This is a genomic window from Antarctobacter sediminis (assembly GCF_019218285.1).
Taxonomy (GTDB): domain Bacteria; phylum Pseudomonadota; class Alphaproteobacteria; order Rhodobacterales; family Rhodobacteraceae; genus Antarctobacter; species Antarctobacter sediminis.
Map to the genome: position 1 here is coordinate 173212 of NZ_JAHUZG010000006.1, position 15933 is coordinate 189144.

The following is a 15933-nucleotide window of genomic DNA, read 5'->3' on the forward strand; positions in this document are numbered from 1 at the left end:
GGATCAATGCCGGCTGTGCCCGGCATTGCCCAATAGCGTCTTCAGCAGTCGCCGGGCGATCATCGGGCGGGCTTGTGGCATCAGGCCGGGCCCGTTGCCGGACCGGGGGCGCAGGCTTTCGGACCATGCGCCATCCGTCATCAGCACCTCGTGCCGGTCGAACAGCAATTGGACGAAACTGGCAGCTTGCCCCGTGGGACGCGCGATGCCGGGCAGGGCGCAAAGGTGTTGCGCACAGGCCAGAACTTCGGGATGGCCGGTCAGGGCGCGCACCTGTGCGCCGCCCAGCAACAGGCGCTGGCCCGGTGCCACCCGCAAGGCGCGATCCGGTGCATTACGCCCCAGTGCCCCCTTGCGAATTCGCACCGGCCCTATGGGGGCCATTGCCGAACCGGGCCGGATCAGCCCGGTCCAGCGCAGCACCTGATAGCCGTTGTCACGGGTCAGCACACGGTCGCCGGGACGCAGGTCCTGTACCGGGACTTCGCCCCGCAGAGTCTTGACCCGAGTCCGCCCCAACAACCCCGACACCGGGGCAGGCTGCTGCACATCGGATATGGTTGTGGTGTCAACCACATCCTGATCAAAGATCCTGTCGCCTGCTCGAAAGGCGCTGCGTTCCATGTCTTGCCCACCCGGTGCTTGCCCGCATCGCGCAGGTTCGGTCCCTTGGGTGGAGAAAAGGCAAACGGGCAGGCAGGAAACTCGCGGCATTTTAGGCGAAACGCTTTGGTTCAGACCCGCTGCACGCCGCCCGACAGGTCCGTGATCTCTTGCGCGGCGTCGGCCACTCGGCGGCCAAGGTCGGCAATGCGTTCGCCGTCAAAGCGGGCGGTGGGACCGGACACCGAGATGCCGGCACAGGGTTCGCCCTGATCGTTCAGGATCGCGGCGGCGATGCAGGACATGCCCGCATGGCGTTCTTCACGGTCATGGGACCAACCGCGCGCGGCAATGGCGTGCAGATCGGCGGTCAGACCGGAAAGGGTGACATGGGTGCTGGCGGTGAAGGGCGTCAGATCCATGTCCTCGACCAGCCTTTGCTGGGACTGTGGGCGCATGGCCGCAAGGATCGCCTTGCCGATGCCGGAAACATGCATAGAGGTCCGCGTTCCCGGCGGAAAGAAGGCGCGGATCGGATTCGGGGTTTCCACCTGGCCCACGAAAACCACCTCTGTTCCGTCCGGGACGGCAAGGTTGGCGGTCTCGCCGGTTTCCAGCATCAGGCGCCGCATCACCGGGCGGCCCACCTCGACGACGCTGTTGCGTTTCAGAAAAGCGGTGCCTGTGCGCCATGCCTCGATCCCCACGGCCCATTCCTGCCGTTCCTCGTCGAAACTGACGAAGCGGTGGTTTTCCAGCGTCGTCAGGATGCGGTGCGTTGTGGCGGTGGGAATGTCGATCTCGCGCGACAGATCGCTGAGCGTTGTGCCTTCTTCCCGAGCCAGCGCCACCAGCACGCCAAGCGCCCGGTCCAGCGCCTGAAGCGTTCCGGCAGAGCTTTCCTTGAAGGCAGATTTGGGGCGGCCACGGGGGCGCTTGGCGGTGGTCATCGGAAATATCCTTTCGAAAAAGTTTTTCGCTGCGGCTGCGAGATTGTGAAATGAGAAACTGAAATATTATCAGTTTCAGGTTCTTGTGCCCAGTTTTGCCAAAATGAAAAGGTTTTTCAAGAAAATTGCGTTGCGGCATGGACTGGCGGATATTGGTCGCCAAGAAGGAGAGTTTGCCATGACTGACCAGAATCCGGTTTTCATTCCCGGGCCGACCAATATGCCCGACCGCCTGCGTCGCGCCCTGCAAGTGCAGACGCAGGACCACCGCGCCCCCGATTTCGTGGATGTTTTTGCTCCGGTGATGGCGGATACGAAAAAGGTCTTTGGTTCGACCGATGGCAAGATCGTCACCTTCCCGGCCAGCGGCACGGGCGGATGGGAGGCGGCGGTCTGCAACACGCTCAGCCCCGGCGACAAGGTCCTTGTGGCGCGCTACGGCGTCTTTAGCCACAAGTGGATCGACTTGTGCCAGCGGCACGGGCTGGAGGTTGAGATCGTCGAAACCCCGTGGGGCGAAGGCGTGCCGGTCGCGCGTTTTGCCGAGATCCTGACCGCGGACACGGGCCATGCGATCAAGGCCGTCCTGACCACGCACAATGAAACCGCAACCGGTGTCCGGTCCGACATTGCCGCCGTCCGCCGCGCACTGGACGGGGCCGATCACCCGGCGCTGCTGTTCGTGGATTGCGTCAGTTCGCTGGCCTCAATGCCTTTTGACTTTGACGGATGGGGTGTCGACATCGCGGTCAGCGGCTCGCAAAAGGGGTTCATGCTGCCGACTGGCATGGCGATCCTCTGCGTTTCCCCCAAGGCTCTGGACGCGATGGAGCGCGCGAAACTGCCGCGCACCTTCTTTGATTTCCGCGACATGATGAAGGCGAATGCCACTGGCGGTTTTCCCTATACACCGCCGCTGCAACTGATCCACGGGATGCGCGAAAGCCTGAACATGTTGTTCGAGGAAGGCCTGGACAATGTCTATGCGCGCCATTTCCGGCTGGCCGAAGGTGTGCGCCGCGCGGTCGCTGCTTGGGGGCTGTCGTTGGTTGCCAAGTCGCCCGAGCTGTATTCCGACACGGTCAGCGCGGTCTATGTCCCTGAAGGTTTTGACAGCAATGCGCTGACGGATCACGCCTATCGCGCCTACAAGGTGTCCTTTGGCGTGGGTCTTGGGCAACTGGACGGCAAGGCCTTTCGCATCGGCCACCTTGGCAGCCTGACGGATGTCATGGTCTTGTCGGGCCTGGCCACGGTCGAAATGGCCATGGCGGATCTAAACTATCCGATCACGCTGGGCAGTGGCGTTGCCGCGGCGCAGGAATACTACCGGACCAGCCGGGCGACTACGTTGAAATCCGCAGCCTGAGGAGAGCAAGATGCTTGATGCACTGACCTTGGCCGAGGCGCTGACCCTTGAGGACATGCGCGCCGCGCAGGAGCGTATCCGGCCGCATATCAACCGCACGCCGGTTCTGCGGTCGCAGTACCTTGACGATCTGACAGGCGCGCAGCTGTTTTTCAAATGCGAGAACTTTCAGGAGGCCGGCGCCTTCAAGGTGCGCGGAGCCTGCAACGCGGTCTTTGGACTGTCGGAAGAGGCGGCGCGGCGCGGCGTCTGCACCCACAGTTCGGGCAACCACGCGCTGTCGTTGTCCTATGCGGCAGGGCGCAGGGGCATTCCCTGCAACGTGGTCATGCCGCGCACGGCTCCGCAGGCCAAGAAGGACGCCGTGCGGCGCTATGGCGGAACGATCACCGAATGCGAACCTTCGACCAGCAGCCGCGAGGCGGTCTTTGCCGCGGTGCAGGCTGAAACCGGCGGCGAATTCGTGCATCCCTACAACGATCCCCGGGTAATCTGCGGTCAGGCGACCTGTTCCGCCGAAATGCTGGAACAGACCGGTGGCGTGGATGCGGTTGTGGCCCCGATTGGCGGAGGCGGCATGATTTCGGGCACGTGCCTGACGCTGTCGAACCTTGCCCCCGAGGTGAAAATCTATGCCGCCGAGCCGGAACAGGCAGACGACGCGGCGCGCAGCTTCAAGGCCGGGCATATCATCGCCGACGACGCGCCGGAAACGGTGGCAGACGGTCTCAAGGTGCCGCTGAAGGAAAACACATGGCACTTTGTCCGCAACTTTGTGACCGACGTGCCCACCGCCAGCGAGCAAGAGATCGTCGACGCGATGAAGCTGACATGGAAATACCTGCGCGTGGTCATGGAGCCGTCCAGCGCGGTGCCGCTGGCGGTCATTCTGAAGAACCCCGAGATCTTTCGGGGCCAGCGCGTGGGCGTGATCATCACAGGCGGGAATGTGGATCTTGACCGGTTGCCATGGATCGGCGCGCCGTAAAGGCACCGCCTGCGCAGGACATCAGGGCGCGCCCGGCGCGCGCCATTGCCAAGACATGAGGGAGTAGCCCAATGAAAGACGTGACCAATCTTGACGATCTCGAAGTCGGTTTTGACGTTCCCGCCCTGCCGGGGATGGACGAGGCCGACATCCAGACGCCGTGCCTGATCCTCGATCTTGACGCGCTGGAGCGTAACATCAAGAAAATGGGCGATTATGCCAAGGCGCATGGCATGCGCCACCGCGTGCACGGCAAGATGCACAAATCCGTCGATGTGGCCAAGCTGCAAGAGGAACTGGGCGGGGCAGTGGGTGTCTGCTGTCAGAAGGTGTCCGAGGCAGAGGTCTTTGCCCGGGGGGGCATCAAGGACGTGCTGGTCTCAAACCAGGTGCGCGACCCACGCAAGATCGACCGGCTGGCACAACTGCCCAAGCTGGGCGCGCGGACCATCGTCTGTGTCGATGATGTCGACAATGTTGCCGAGCTTTCGGCGGCGGCTCAGAAGCATGACACACAGATCGAATGTTTCGTCGAAATAGATTGTGGTGCCGGGCGCTGTGGTGTGACCACGACCGGGGATGTTGTTGCCATCGCCAAGGCCATCGAAACCGCGCCGGGGCTGAAGTTTACCGGCATTCAGGCCTATCAGGGCGCCATGCAGCATCTCGACAGCTACGAAGCCCGCAAGCAAAAGCTCGACGTGGCCATCGCCATGGTCAGGGATGCGGTCGAGGGTCTGAAGGCCGAAGGCATCGACTGCGAGCTGGTCTCGGGCGGCGGCACAGGATCGTATTACTTCGAGTCGACCTCGGGCGTTTACAACGAGTTGCAATGTGGATCTTACGCCTTCATGGACGCGGATTATGGTCGCATCCTTGACAAGGATGGCAACCGGATCGACCAGGGCGAATGGGAGAATGCCTTTTTCATCCTGACCCAGGTCATGAGCCACGCCAAGGCGGACAAGGCGATCTGTGACGCCGGGCTCAAGGCGCAATCGGTCGACAGTGGCCTGCCGGTGATCTTTGGCCGCGATGACGTTGAATATGTCAAATGTTCGGACGAACACGGCGTGATCGCTGATCCGCTGGGAGTGCTGAGCGTCGGTGACAAGCTGAAGCTGGTTCCGGGACACTGTGATCCCACCGCCAATGTGCATGACTGGTACGTGGGCGTCCGCAACGGCAAGGTCGAAACGCTGTGGCCGGTGTCGGCGCGTGGCAAGGCCTACTGACCGCGCAGCCTGCGCTGATCCGTCGATCCCGGGGCAGGCCGGGCTTTGTTGCCCGGCACGTCCCGATCCGTTTTCCGACAAAGGACGAGAAAGATGAAGGACATGCCCGAATCCAAGGGGCTCACCATCGTGGGCGAGGCAGAATGCGAACGGCTGGTGGGGCGGGCCGAGGCCTTTGAGGCGGTTCAGGACGTTTTTGCCGCCATGGCCCGTGGCGACGCCCGCAACTTTCCGGTGGTGCGCGAGGCGCTGGGCCACGCGGATGCGCTGTATGGGTTCAAATCCGGTTTCGACAAGGCAGGCATGGTGCTGGGTGTCAAATCCGGTGGATATTGGCCCGGCAATATGGCCAAGGGTCTGACCAACCACCAGTCGACGGTGTTTCTGTTCGATCCTGACACCGGGCAGCTTTCGGCGCTTGTGGGGGGGAACTATCTGACGGCAGTGCGCACGGCGGCCTCTTCTGCGGTGTCGATCGCGCATCTGGCGCGAAAGGACGCCAAGGTGCTGGGCATGGTGGGTGCGGGGCACCAATCCGCGTTTCAGTTGCGGGCGGCCGTGGAACAGCGCGATTTCGAAAAGGTCGTCGCCTGGAACCCGCACCCCGAGATGCTGCCGAAACTGGCCGCGGTGGCCGAAGAGCTGGGCCTGCCATTCGAAGCGGTCGACCGCGAGGCATTGGGCGCAGAGGCGGATGTGATCATCACCATCACCTCGGCCTTCGAGCCGCTGCTGATGAAGGACTGGATCAAGCCGGGCACTCATATCGCCTGCATGGGCACGGATACCAAGGGCAAGCAAGAGGTCGACGCCGCACTGGTGGCTTCTGCCACGGTGTTCACCGACGAGGTGGCGCAATCCGTCAGCATCGGCGAGGCGCAGCATGCGGTGGCGGCGGGCACCTTGCCCGAGCGGGCGATCACCCCCATCGGGGCCGTTATCAACGGCGATCACCCGGGGCGGACCAGCGCCGAAGAAATCACGCTGTTCGACGGCACCGGTGTCGGGTTGCAGGATCTTGCGGTCGCTTCGGTGGCCGCGCGGCTGGCCGAGGCGGAGGGGTCGGCACAACGCGTCGTCCTGTGAGCCATCTCGGCCAAATCCCGCGTCCCCCTGTTCAAGCCGCCCGTCTTGGGGAATGATCCCTGCCAAGCCCTTGCCGCAAGGCTGACAGCCTAGTTGCGGGGGCAGGGCAACAAACAGCGGATGGGGAGGGGGCCATGGGGAGGACACTGGCGCAATTGATGGCGGCGCATCCCGAGGGAGCGCCGGCGATCGGCGCACCGGGGATGCACTGGCTGACCTACGGCGGGCTGCGGGCCCTGTCGGCCTCGGTCCGAAACCGGTTGCGCGAGGCGGGTGTCGGTCCGCGCGACCGGGTGGCCATCGTGCTGCCCAACGGGGCCAGCATGGCGACGGCCTTTGTCACCGTGGCCGGGGCGGCAGTGACCGCGCCGTTGAACCCTTCTTACCGCGAGGAGGAATTCGCCTTCTATCTTGAGGATCTTCAGGCCAAGGCGATCCTTCTTGGTGCCGGGGATGAGGGGCCCGCACGGGCGGCGGCCGAACGGTTCGGCCTGACGGTGCTGCGGCTGAGCGAGGACGACGAAACAGCGGGTCTGTTCACGCTGGCCTGTGAGGGCACGCCCGGACCAGCCGCCGAGGAAGGAACGCCCGGCGGTGACGATATCGCGCTGATCCTGCATACCTCGGGCACCACGTCGCGCCCCAAGATCGTGCCGCTGCTGCAATCCAATCTGGCGGCCTCTGCCGGGCATATCGCCGACTCCCTGCATCTGAAACCCGAGGACCGATGCCTGAATGTCATGCCGCTGTTTCATATACACGGGCTTGTGGCGGCGGTTTCGGCCTCTCTGGCGGCGGGCGGGTCGATCTTTTGCGCGCCCGGTTTCAACGCGCTGAGCTTTTTCGCCCAGATGCGCGAGGCGCGGCCCACGTGGTACACGGCGGTTCCGACCATGCATCAGGCGATCCTTGCGCGCGCTGACCGCAACGCCGATGTGATCGCCGAAGTGCCGCTGCGGTTCCTGCGCTCGTCCTCGGCCTCGCTGCCGGCGCAGGTTATGGCGCAACTGGGCGAGACATTCGGCGCGCCGGTGATCGAGGCCTATGGCATGACCGAAGCCGCCCATCAGATGTGCAGCAATCCCCTGACCCGGCAAAAGCCCGGCGCGGTAGGCGTGGCCGCCGGGCCAGAGGTGGCAATCGCGGATGAGGTCGAAAACCGCCTGGTCGATGGGTTGGGCGAGGTGGTCATTTCCGGCCCGAACGTCACGCCGGGGTATGAGGCCAACCCAGAGGCCAACGACAAGAGCTTCTTCGAGGCGGGCGGCAAACGATGGTTCCGTACCGGGGATCAGGGCGGTCTTGACGCGGAGGGGTTTCTGACCCTGACAGGGCGCCTGAAAGAGATCATCAACCGCGGCGGCGAAAAGATCTCGCCGCTGGAGGTGGATGGCGTGCTGATGGATCATCCGGCGGTGGCGCAATGTGTGGCCTTTGCCCTGCCACATCCGAAACTGGGCGAGGAAGTGGCCGCCGCCGTTGTCCTGCGCGAGGGGCAAGAGGCGGATGAGGCGGGCATCCGTGCCTTTGCCGCCGAACGTATGGCCGATTTCAAAGTGCCGCGCCGGGTGCTGATCCTGAACGAGATCCCCAAGGGGGCGACCGGCAAGATGCAGCGGATCGGTATGGCCGGGAAACTGGGACTGGTGGCCGGGGCCTGAGGCCCCGGATCCGGCGGGGGCGCCGGTGACGGCTGTCGGAGCCTCCGGCGGGAGGTATTTTTGCCAAGAAGAAACAGTTGGGGGCGCGCTGATCCGGCGCGGGAGGGGACATGAAGATCTGCATTTTCGGCGCCGGGGCGATTGGCGGCTATCTGGGGGGGAAACTAGCGCAGGCTGGGGCGGATGTGAGCCTTGTTGCGCGGGGGCCGCATCTGGCGGCGATGCAGACCAATGGATTGCGATTGATCGAGGCGGGCGGCGAAACCCGCGTGCGGGTGAGCGCCTCGGAGGATCCGGCGGAGCTTGGTGAGCAGGATTATGTCATCGTCACCTTGAAGGCGCATTCGGTGCCGGGCGTGGTGGCGCGGATAGCGCCATTGATCGGAGAGCGGACAACCATCGTCAGCGGTGTAAACGGTGTGCCGTGGTGGTATTTCCACCGCATCGGCGGGGCGCTGGAGGGCAGGCGGCTGACTTCGGTCGATCCGGGCAATGTGCAGTGGGACGGGTTTGGGCCGGACAATGTGCTGGGCTGCGTGGTTTACCCCGCGGCAGAGGTGGTGGAACCGGGGGTGATCCGGCATGTCGAGGGCAACCGGTTTTCGTTGGGCGAACCCTCGGGGGAAAAATCGGACCGGGCGGTGGCGCTGTCGAAGGTGCTGGGCGCGGCGGGGCTGAAGGCTCCGGTGCGGCCCAAGCTGCGGGACGAGATCTGGGTCAAGCTGTGGGGCAACCTGTCGTTCAATCCGATCTCGGCGCTGACGCATGCCACGCTGGACGTTCTGTGCACCGATCCCGGCACGCGGCACTTGGCGCGGGGCATGATGGTCGAGGCGCAGGAGATTGCCGAGCGGCTGGGGGTGAAGTTTCCCATCGACGTGGAGCGGCGGATCGACGGCGGCGCGGCGGTGGGGGCGCATCGGACCTCGATGTTGCAGGATCTGGACGCGGGGCGACCGATGGAGATCGACGCGCTGGTCCGGTCGGTTCAGGAACTGGGGCGGATCACCGGTGTCGAAACGCCCGTAATCGACACCGTGCTGGCGCTGGTCAGTCTGCGGGCGCGGGTGGCCGGATTGTATGAAGGATAGGACGATGAGCAAACCCAAGGTGCTGATTTCCCGGCGCTGGCCCGAAGCGGTCGAGGCGCGATTGGCGGAGCGTTTTGACGTGACATTGAACGAGGCGGACCGGCCGCTGTCCGCCGATGCCTTTCGCGCCGCGCTGGCGGAACATGACGCGGTTTTGCCGACCGTCACGGACCACCTGGGGGCGGAGGTTTTCGAGGCGGCACCGCGCGCCCGGCTCGTGGCCAATTACGGTGTGGGGTTCAGTCATATCGATACCGAGGCGGCCGCGCGGCAAGGGATCATGGTGACAAATACGCCGGACGTCTTGAGCGAATGCACCGCCGATATTGCCATGACATTGCTGTTGATGGCGGCGCGGCGGGCCGGCGAGGGAGAGCGCGAGATCCGCGCGGGTCAATGGACCGGATGGCGGCCGACACATCTGGTGGGGACCAAGGTTTCGGGCAAGGTTCTGGGCATCGTTGGATTTGGCCGGATCGGGCAGGAAATGGCACGGCGGGCGCATTTCGGGTTTGGCATGAAGGTGCTGGTACAGAACCGGTCTGCAGTGGCACCGGAGGTTCTGGCGCAATTCGCCGCTGAACAAGTTGCCGATCTGGAGAGCCTGCTGGGCGCCAGTGACTTTGTTTCCTTGCATTGTCCGGGTGGGGCGGCCAACCGGCACCTGATCGACGCGGGCCGCTTGGCCTGCATGCGACCGGGGGCGTTCCTCATCAACACGGCGCGCGGCGAGGTGGTGCATGATGCCGCACTGGCTCGCGCCCTGACCGAAGGAGGGATCGGCGGCGCGGGGCTGGATGTTTTCGAAGCGGAACCCGTCATTTCACCCGAGTTGATGGCGGCGCCCAACCTTGTGATGTTGCCGCATCTGGGCAGCGCCACACGGGAAACCCGAGAAGCCATGGGATTCCGGGTGGTTGCCAATCTCGAGGATTTCTTCGCCGGGCGCGAACCGCGCGACCGGGTGGCCTGAAACGCCGCAGGCGGGGGCGTGGACCTGTCCCGGCGGCTTGCCTAGAGTGGCACCAGAAAAGGAGTGCCCATGTTTGCCGTGACCGTCCGAATCCAGATCAAGCCCGGGGCCGAAGCGGCCTTTTTGGACCTTGTGCAGCAGAACGCCCGCGCCGCGGTCCGCGATGAACCGGGGTGCCGTCTGTTCGATGTTTGCACCGATCCCGATCGCCCGGGCGAGGTCTTTCTTTTTGAACTGTACGAGGATCGGGCGGCCTTTGAGTCGCATCAGACGACTACACATTTCATCAGCTTCCGCGAAGCCAGCGCCCCACTGGTCGAAAGCCGCGAGATTGAGACTTTTGCCCAGGTTCATCGCTGATCCCGTCATGTGTGACATGTTTTGAAGGGCTGCTGACAGGTTCTGACTGGCCTCGCTTCACCGATGATAGAAAATCACGCATCGGCAGGGCCGCGCGCTTGATCGAACGCTGCACAGGGCTGCATATCGGGCCGTCCGCATGGCCGCTCTGGAAGGCGCCGTGGCGGCCCTGACAGGGAGAGAGACATGACACTTGGATTTGCAATTCTGGGCGCGGGCCGCATCGGTCAGGCCCATGCCCGCGCGATTTCGGCGACGCCGGGTGCGCGTTTCGTCGCGTTGGCCGAACCGTTCCAGCAGGCTGCCGAGGATATGGCCGCGCGCTATGGCTGTGACCTTCGCAGCATCGACGAAATCGCCAACAGCGACGATGTGCAGGCGGTTGCCATCTGCACACCCACGGACACCCATGCCGACCTGATCGAGAAATTCGCCAAGGCGGGCAAGGCAATCTTCTGCGAAAAACCGGTCGACCTGTCAGCAGAGCGGGTCAAGCAGGCACTGGCCACGGTGGAAGAGACCGGCGCCAAGCTGATGGTCGGCTTCAACCGCCGCTTTGACCCGGATTTCATGTCGGTCAAGGCCGCCATCGACGATGGCTCGATCGGCAAAGTGGAAATGGTGGTCATCACCTCGCGCGACCCCGGCCCGCCGCCGGCCTCTTACATCAAGGTCTCGGGCGGGATCTTTCGGGACATGACCATCCATGATTTCGACATGGCGCGTTGGCTGCTTGGAGAGGAACCGGTGACCGTTGTGGCGCAGGGCTCGGTCCTTGTGGACCCCGAAATCGGCGAACTTGGCGATTTCGACAGCGTCAACGTGATCCTCAAGACCGCCAGCGGCAAGCAATGCGTCATCACAAACTCGCGTCGCGCGACCTATGGCTATGACCAGCGGATCGAGGTGCACGGGTCCGAAGGTATGGCCGCCGCGGCCAACCGTCATGAAAGCACCGTCGAGGTGGCCAGCCTGACAAGCTACAAGCGTCCGCCGCTGCTGAACTTCTTCATGGACCGCTATGCCGCGGCATATGCCAATGAGATCGCCGCTTTCGTGAAGGCGGTGAACGAGGGCGGCGCGCTGCCGACCACAGGTCTGGACGGGCTCAAGGCGCTGGAACTGGCCGATGCCGCGCTGGAATCGGCGCAGACTGGCAAGGCAGTTTCGCTGGCCTGATTCTTGGGGCGCGCCCGGAGACCCCGGGCGCGCCCAACGCGCCGCAATTTCGCGAACCGGTCAGATTTCCTCTCCAGTTTCCCGGTTTCGCGCGGTTGTGAGCGCTCTCACCTCTCCAAAATTTGTTTCCTAGTGGAATAGTCTGGACAATTGGAACCGAAGCTGTTCCCTTGTTCCTGCGACGCTTGCGCTGTGGACACAGGCGGCTTGTCGTCGTAAACCGACCGCACGGGCGGGAAATGCATTGCGATATAATGCACCCCGTGCAAGATTGTGCATAACGTCCGAAATCACTCGGGCGCATTCTGAAGGGGAGGTCAGGATGAGGACGCGCAGAGGGGCCATTGGGGCCATTTTTGGAACTTTCCTTGCCGCCGGCATGGCCGCGCCCGTGGCCGCACAGGAGGAAACGCTGGTCCTGCACCAGTTCCTGCCCGCGCAGGCGAATGTGCCCCGGCTGATCCTTGATGTCTGGGCCGACAAGGTCGAAGCCGACAGCGATGGCCGCATCAAGATTGAACGCTATCCCGCGATGCAACTGGGCGGCACTCCGCCCGAACTGATCGATCAGGCCATAGACGGCGTTGCCGATATCGTCTGGGCGGTCAACGGGTTCACACCCGGACGGTTCCCGCACACCGAGGTCTTTGAACTGCCGTTCATGACCTATGATGCCGAGGCCGCCTCGTCAGCCTATTGGCAGATGTTCGAGACCCACATGGCCGACGCGGATTTCGCCGAGGTCAAGATCCTTGGCACATGGGTGCACGGGCCGGGGATGTTGCACACCTCTCGTCCCGTGGCCACACCCGGCGACCTTGCCGGTATGAAGATCCGCGGCGGGTCGCGCATGGTCAACCAGTTGCTGGAACTGCTGGGGGCTGAACCGATTGGCTTGCCGGTCACCGCCATCCCCGAGTCGCTTAGCAAAGGGGTGATCGACGGGACAACCATCCCGTGGGAAGTCACCTCGGCGCTGAAGGTGTCCGAGCTGGTGAACAACCATACCGAATTCGACGGACCGGCGATCTATAACCTGACCTTTGTGCTGGCGATGAACAAGGACCGGTACGAAAGCCTGCCGGAAGACCTGCAAAAGGTCATCGACGGCAATTCCGGGCTGGCGTTCTCGATCTTTGCCGGTGGCACCATGGCCGAGGCCGACGGTCCGGCCCGCCAGATCGCCGTGGACAATGGCAACAATATCATCACGATCAGTGCCGAGGATGCCGCCAAATGGGAGGAATTGGCGCGCCCGGTCTATGATGCCTGGATCGCCGATGTGGCGGAAAAGGGCATCGACGGTCAGGCGCTGATCGACGAGGCCAAAGGCCTCATGGACGCATACGGGAAGTAAATCGCGACCTCACAAGAGGCGCGGGGGTCATTCAGGGAGGAAAGACATGACCACACGCAGAACCGTTCTTGGCATCGCAGGGGCCGCTTTGGCCGCGTTGATGACGACCACCTCGGCCATGGCCGCGGACGTCACCCTGACGCTGCACCAGTTCCTGCCGCCGCAGGCGAACGTGCCGAAACAGGTGCTGGACGTCTGGGCCGACAAGGTCGAGGCGGATTCCAACGGCCGCATCGAAATCGAGCGTTACCCCTCGATGCAATTGGGTGGCACGCCGCCGGAACTGATGGATCAGGCCATTGACGGTATCGCCGACATCGTCTGGACCGTGGTCGGCTATACGCCGGGCCGCTATCCCTCGACCGAGGTTTTTGAACTGCCCTTCATGGTGTCTGATGCCCGCGCGGCCTCTTACGCCTATTGGAAGATGTTCGAAGAGCATATGGAAGACGGCGAATTCGCCGATCTCAAGATCCTGGGCACATGGGTGCACGGGCCGGGCATGTTCCACACCAACAAACCGGTCCGCGTGCCGGGCGACCTCGAAGGTCTGAAAATCCGTGGCGGATCACGCCTGGTGAACGACCTGCTGACCCGCGTCGGTGCCGAGCCGATCGGCATGCCGGTTCCGGCCGTCTCCGAGGCGCTGTCCAAGGGTGTTCTGGATGGAACCACCATTCCGTGGGAAGTCACTGCCGCGCTCAAGGTTCCGGAACTGGTCAAGAACCATACGGAATTCCAGGGGCCCGCACTGTACAATCTGACCTTCGTCCTTGCGATGAACAAGGACATGTACGAGTCGATGCCTGAGGATCTGCAAAAGGTGATCGACGACAATTCCGGTCTTGCCTTCTCGATCTTTGCAGGTGGCACGCAGGCGGATGCCGATGGCCCGGCGCGCCAGATCGCCGTCGACCTTGGCAACAACATCATCACCGTGACCGAAGATGAAGCCAAGGAATGGGATGCGCTGGTGAACCCGATCTATGACACATGGGTCGCCGACATGCAGGGCCGTGGCATCGACGGTCAGGCGCTGATCGACCAAGCCAAGGCGCTGATGGCCGAATACACCCCGGATATGGACAACTGGGGCAAGTAAGCCTTTGAACCTCGGGGCCGCGGGCGATCCCGCGGCCCCTCACCAAAGCAAGGGGGGACGTCTGCGATGGCCGGTCTGCACCGCATCGTATTGGGACTTGCACGCTTCATGGCGCTTTTGGGCGGGGTCGTCCTGACCGCGCTGATCCTGATCACCTGCATTTCGATCATTGGCCGCAGCGTCAACACGGCGCTTCACTGGGACCTGACCACGGCGATCATGCCCGGGCTGGCCGACTGGCTGATCAATGTTGCCGGCGTCGGAGCGATCCGGGGGTCCTATGAACTGGTCGAGGCGGGCATGGCCTTTTGCATCTTTGCCTTCCTGCCGTATTGCCAGGTCACAATGGGCCATGCCTCGGTGGATGTCTTTACCAATGCGCTGCCGCGCCCCGTCAACAAGGTGCTGGACGTGCTGATCGCGGTTCTTTTCGCGGTCGCGCTCGTGACCATCGCCATCCAGTTGAACGAAGGCATGCTGCGCAAGCTGAAGTCGGGCCAGACCTCGCTGCTACTCGAATTTCCGATCTGGTGGGCCTACGCGGCCAGCTTGTTCGGTGCCGTCCTTGCGGCGGTTGCCTCTGTCTATGTCGCCCTGGTGCGGGCCTTTGAACTTTTGACCGGGCGCGTGATCGTGCCGAATGCCGTGGGAGCGGATCATTGAGCAACCTCGAGATCGGGATCTACTCCTTTCCGGCCCTGCTTCTGCTGATTTTCCTGCGCGTGCCGATCGGGCTGGCCATGTTCGTCACAGGCTTTGTCGGCTATTACTTCGTCATGGGCAGCACACGGTTGCCGCTGGCACAGCTCAAGGACCTGGCCTATTCGACCTTCTCCAGCTACTCGCTGTCGATTGTGCCGATGTTCCTTTTGATGGGCTATTTCGCGACGCTGGGCGGCATGAGCCAGGCGCTGTTCAAAGCTGCCGAAAGCTGGCTGGGCCATCGCAAGGGCGGTGTCGCGATGGCCGCCATCGGTGCCTGCGCGGGGTTCGGAGCGATCTGCGGGTCCTCGCTGGCCACTGCCGCCACCATGAGCCGCGTCGCGCTGCCGGAACTCAAACGCTATGGGTACGAAGGCGGTTTTTCGACCGCCACGCTGGCCGCGGGCGGTACGCTGGGGATCCTGATCCCGCCCTCGGTCGTGCTGGTGATCTATGCCATCCTGACCGAACAGAACATCGCCAAACTGTTCCTTGCCGCCTTTGTGCCGGGCATCCTTGCAGCCATTGGCTACATGATCGCCGTGTCGATCTATGTCCGCGTCAATCCTGAATCCGCAGGTGTGCGCGACCCCGTGCCATTGTCCGAAAGGTTCCGCGCGATCCTTGATGTCTGGCCTGTGCTGCTGGTTTTTATCGCCGTGGTCGGCGGCATCTATGGCGGGTTCTTCACCCCGACAGAGGGCGCGGCCGTGGGGGCCTTGGGTACGGGGATCATCGCGCTGGTCAGCGGCGGTCTGACCTTCCGCACCCTGTTGGACAGCTTTACCGATACGGCACGGGCGTCGGCGATGATCTTTTTCATCGTCTTCGGGGCGGCCTTCTACAACCTGTTCCTTGCCCGGACGCGGGTGCCTCAGGAATTGTCGAACTGGGTTGTCGAACTGGGCATGTCCCCCATCGCGGTGCTGTCGATCATCCTCATCATCTACCTGCTGCTGGGCTGTTTCATGGACAGCCTGTCGATGATCCTGCTGACGATCCCGATTTTCTACCCGGTGATCTCGGCGCTGGATTTCGGCATGAGCCAGGAACATGTGGCGATCTGGTTCGGCATCCTCGTGCTGATCGTGGTCGAGGTCGGGTTGATTACGCCACCTGTGGGGATGAACCTCTTTGTCATCAACGCGATGGACCCGGAAACGCCGATGGTCCAGACCTATAAGGCGGTGCTGTACTATGTGGCGTCCGACCTCGTGCGCGTGGTGATCCTCGTGGCTTTCCCGGCGATCACCTTGTTCCTCATCCCGGGGTAGGGG

Annotated in this window: 15 protein-coding genes; 13 read left to right on the top strand and 2 right to left on the bottom strand. The window is 63.3% G+C overall.

Annotated features, from left to right (window positions below; genetic code table 11):
* Positions 1 to 3: 3 nt before the first annotated feature.
* Together KJP30_RS22235 and bhcR are read right to left on the bottom strand one after the other, a co-directional pair.
* Positions 4 to 624 carry a Hint domain-containing protein gene (locus KJP30_RS22235; protein ID WP_218451594.1) on the bottom strand — a complete coding sequence of 207 codons (621 nt, stop codon included), beginning with the start codon at positions 622 to 624 and terminating at the stop codon, positions 4 to 6.
* A 110-nt stretch (positions 625 to 734) separates the two neighbouring features.
* On the bottom strand, positions 735 to 1553 hold the full coding sequence (gene bhcR, locus KJP30_RS22240; RefSeq protein WP_218451595.1) for an HTH-type transcriptional regulator BhcR: 819 nt from the start codon (positions 1551 to 1553) through the stop codon (positions 735 to 737).
* A 178-nt stretch (positions 1554 to 1731) separates the two neighbouring features.
* Here bhcR and bhcA point away from each other — a divergent pair, with 178 nt between their 5' ends.
* The 13 genes from bhcA (at position 1732) to KJP30_RS22305 (ending at position 15930) form a co-directional block, all read left to right on the top strand.
* Positions 1732 to 2922 (top strand): L-aspartate--glyoxylate aminotransferase BhcA, encoded by a 1191-nt coding sequence (gene bhcA, locus KJP30_RS22245; protein WP_218451596.1) that lies wholly within the window; start codon positions 1732 to 1734, stop codon positions 2920 to 2922.
* Positions 2923 to 2932: 10 nt separating this feature from the next.
* Positions 2933 to 3910 (top strand): beta-hydroxyaspartate dehydratase BhcB, encoded by a 978-nt coding sequence (bhcB, locus tag KJP30_RS22250; RefSeq protein ID WP_218451602.1) that lies wholly within the window; start codon positions 2933 to 2935, stop codon positions 3908 to 3910.
* Between the two features lie 71 nt (positions 3911 to 3981).
* Positions 3982 to 5145 carry a 3-hydroxy-D-aspartate aldolase BhcC gene (bhcC, locus tag KJP30_RS22255; protein ID WP_218451603.1) on the top strand — a complete coding sequence of 388 codons (1164 nt, stop codon included), beginning with the start codon at positions 3982 to 3984 and terminating at the stop codon, positions 5143 to 5145.
* A gap of 93 nt (positions 5146 to 5238) precedes the next feature.
* Positions 5239 to 6231 carry an iminosuccinate reductase BhcD gene (gene bhcD / locus KJP30_RS22260; protein ID WP_218451604.1) on the top strand — a complete coding sequence of 331 codons (993 nt, stop codon included), beginning with the start codon at positions 5239 to 5241 and terminating at the stop codon, positions 6229 to 6231.
* Positions 6232 to 6365: 134 nt separating this feature from the next.
* On the top strand, positions 6366 to 7892 hold the full coding sequence (locus KJP30_RS22265) for an acyl--CoA ligase (protein WP_218451606.1): 1527 nt from the start codon (positions 6366 to 6368) through the stop codon (positions 7890 to 7892).
* Positions 7893 to 8002: 110 nt separating this feature from the next.
* Positions 8003 to 8983, top strand: coding sequence for a 2-dehydropantoate 2-reductase (locus KJP30_RS22270; protein ID WP_218451607.1), 981 nt, complete (start codon positions 8003 to 8005; stop codon positions 8981 to 8983).
* A 4-nt stretch (positions 8984 to 8987) separates the two neighbouring features.
* Entirely contained in the window at positions 8988 to 9956 is a 969-nt protein-coding gene (locus KJP30_RS22275) for a 2-hydroxyacid dehydrogenase (RefSeq protein ID WP_218451608.1), read from the top strand.
* A 69-nt stretch (positions 9957 to 10025) separates the two neighbouring features.
* A complete protein-coding gene (locus KJP30_RS22280; RefSeq protein ID WP_218451609.1) occupies positions 10026 to 10316 on the top strand; it encodes a putative quinol monooxygenase in 291 nt (96 codons plus the stop codon).
* A 186-nt stretch (positions 10317 to 10502) separates the two neighbouring features.
* Positions 10503 to 11495 carry an inositol 2-dehydrogenase gene (gene iolG, locus KJP30_RS22285; protein WP_218451610.1) on the top strand — a complete coding sequence of 331 codons (993 nt, stop codon included), beginning with the start codon at positions 10503 to 10505 and terminating at the stop codon, positions 11493 to 11495.
* A 322-nt stretch (positions 11496 to 11817) separates the two neighbouring features.
* The gene (locus KJP30_RS22290) at positions 11818 to 12852 is read left to right on the top strand and encodes a TRAP transporter substrate-binding protein (protein ID WP_218451611.1); all 1035 of its coding nucleotides are present in this window, start codon (positions 11818 to 11820) and stop codon (positions 12850 to 12852) included.
* 46 nt (positions 12853 to 12898) lie between these two features.
* The gene (locus KJP30_RS22295) at positions 12899 to 13954 is read left to right on the top strand and encodes a TRAP transporter substrate-binding protein (RefSeq protein ID WP_218451613.1); all 1056 of its coding nucleotides are present in this window, start codon (positions 12899 to 12901) and stop codon (positions 13952 to 13954) included.
* Between the two features lie 66 nt (positions 13955 to 14020).
* Positions 14021 to 14617, top strand: a complete 597-nt coding sequence (locus tag KJP30_RS22300; RefSeq protein WP_218451615.1) for a TRAP transporter small permease — start codon at positions 14021 to 14023, stop codon at positions 14615 to 14617.
* A complete protein-coding gene (locus KJP30_RS22305) occupies positions 14614 to 15930 on the top strand; it encodes a TRAP transporter large permease (RefSeq protein ID WP_218451617.1) in 1317 nt (438 codons plus the stop codon). The genes KJP30_RS22300 and KJP30_RS22305 overlap by 4 nt, the downstream gene beginning before the upstream one ends.
* The last annotated feature ends 3 nt before the right edge of the window (positions 15931 to 15933 follow it).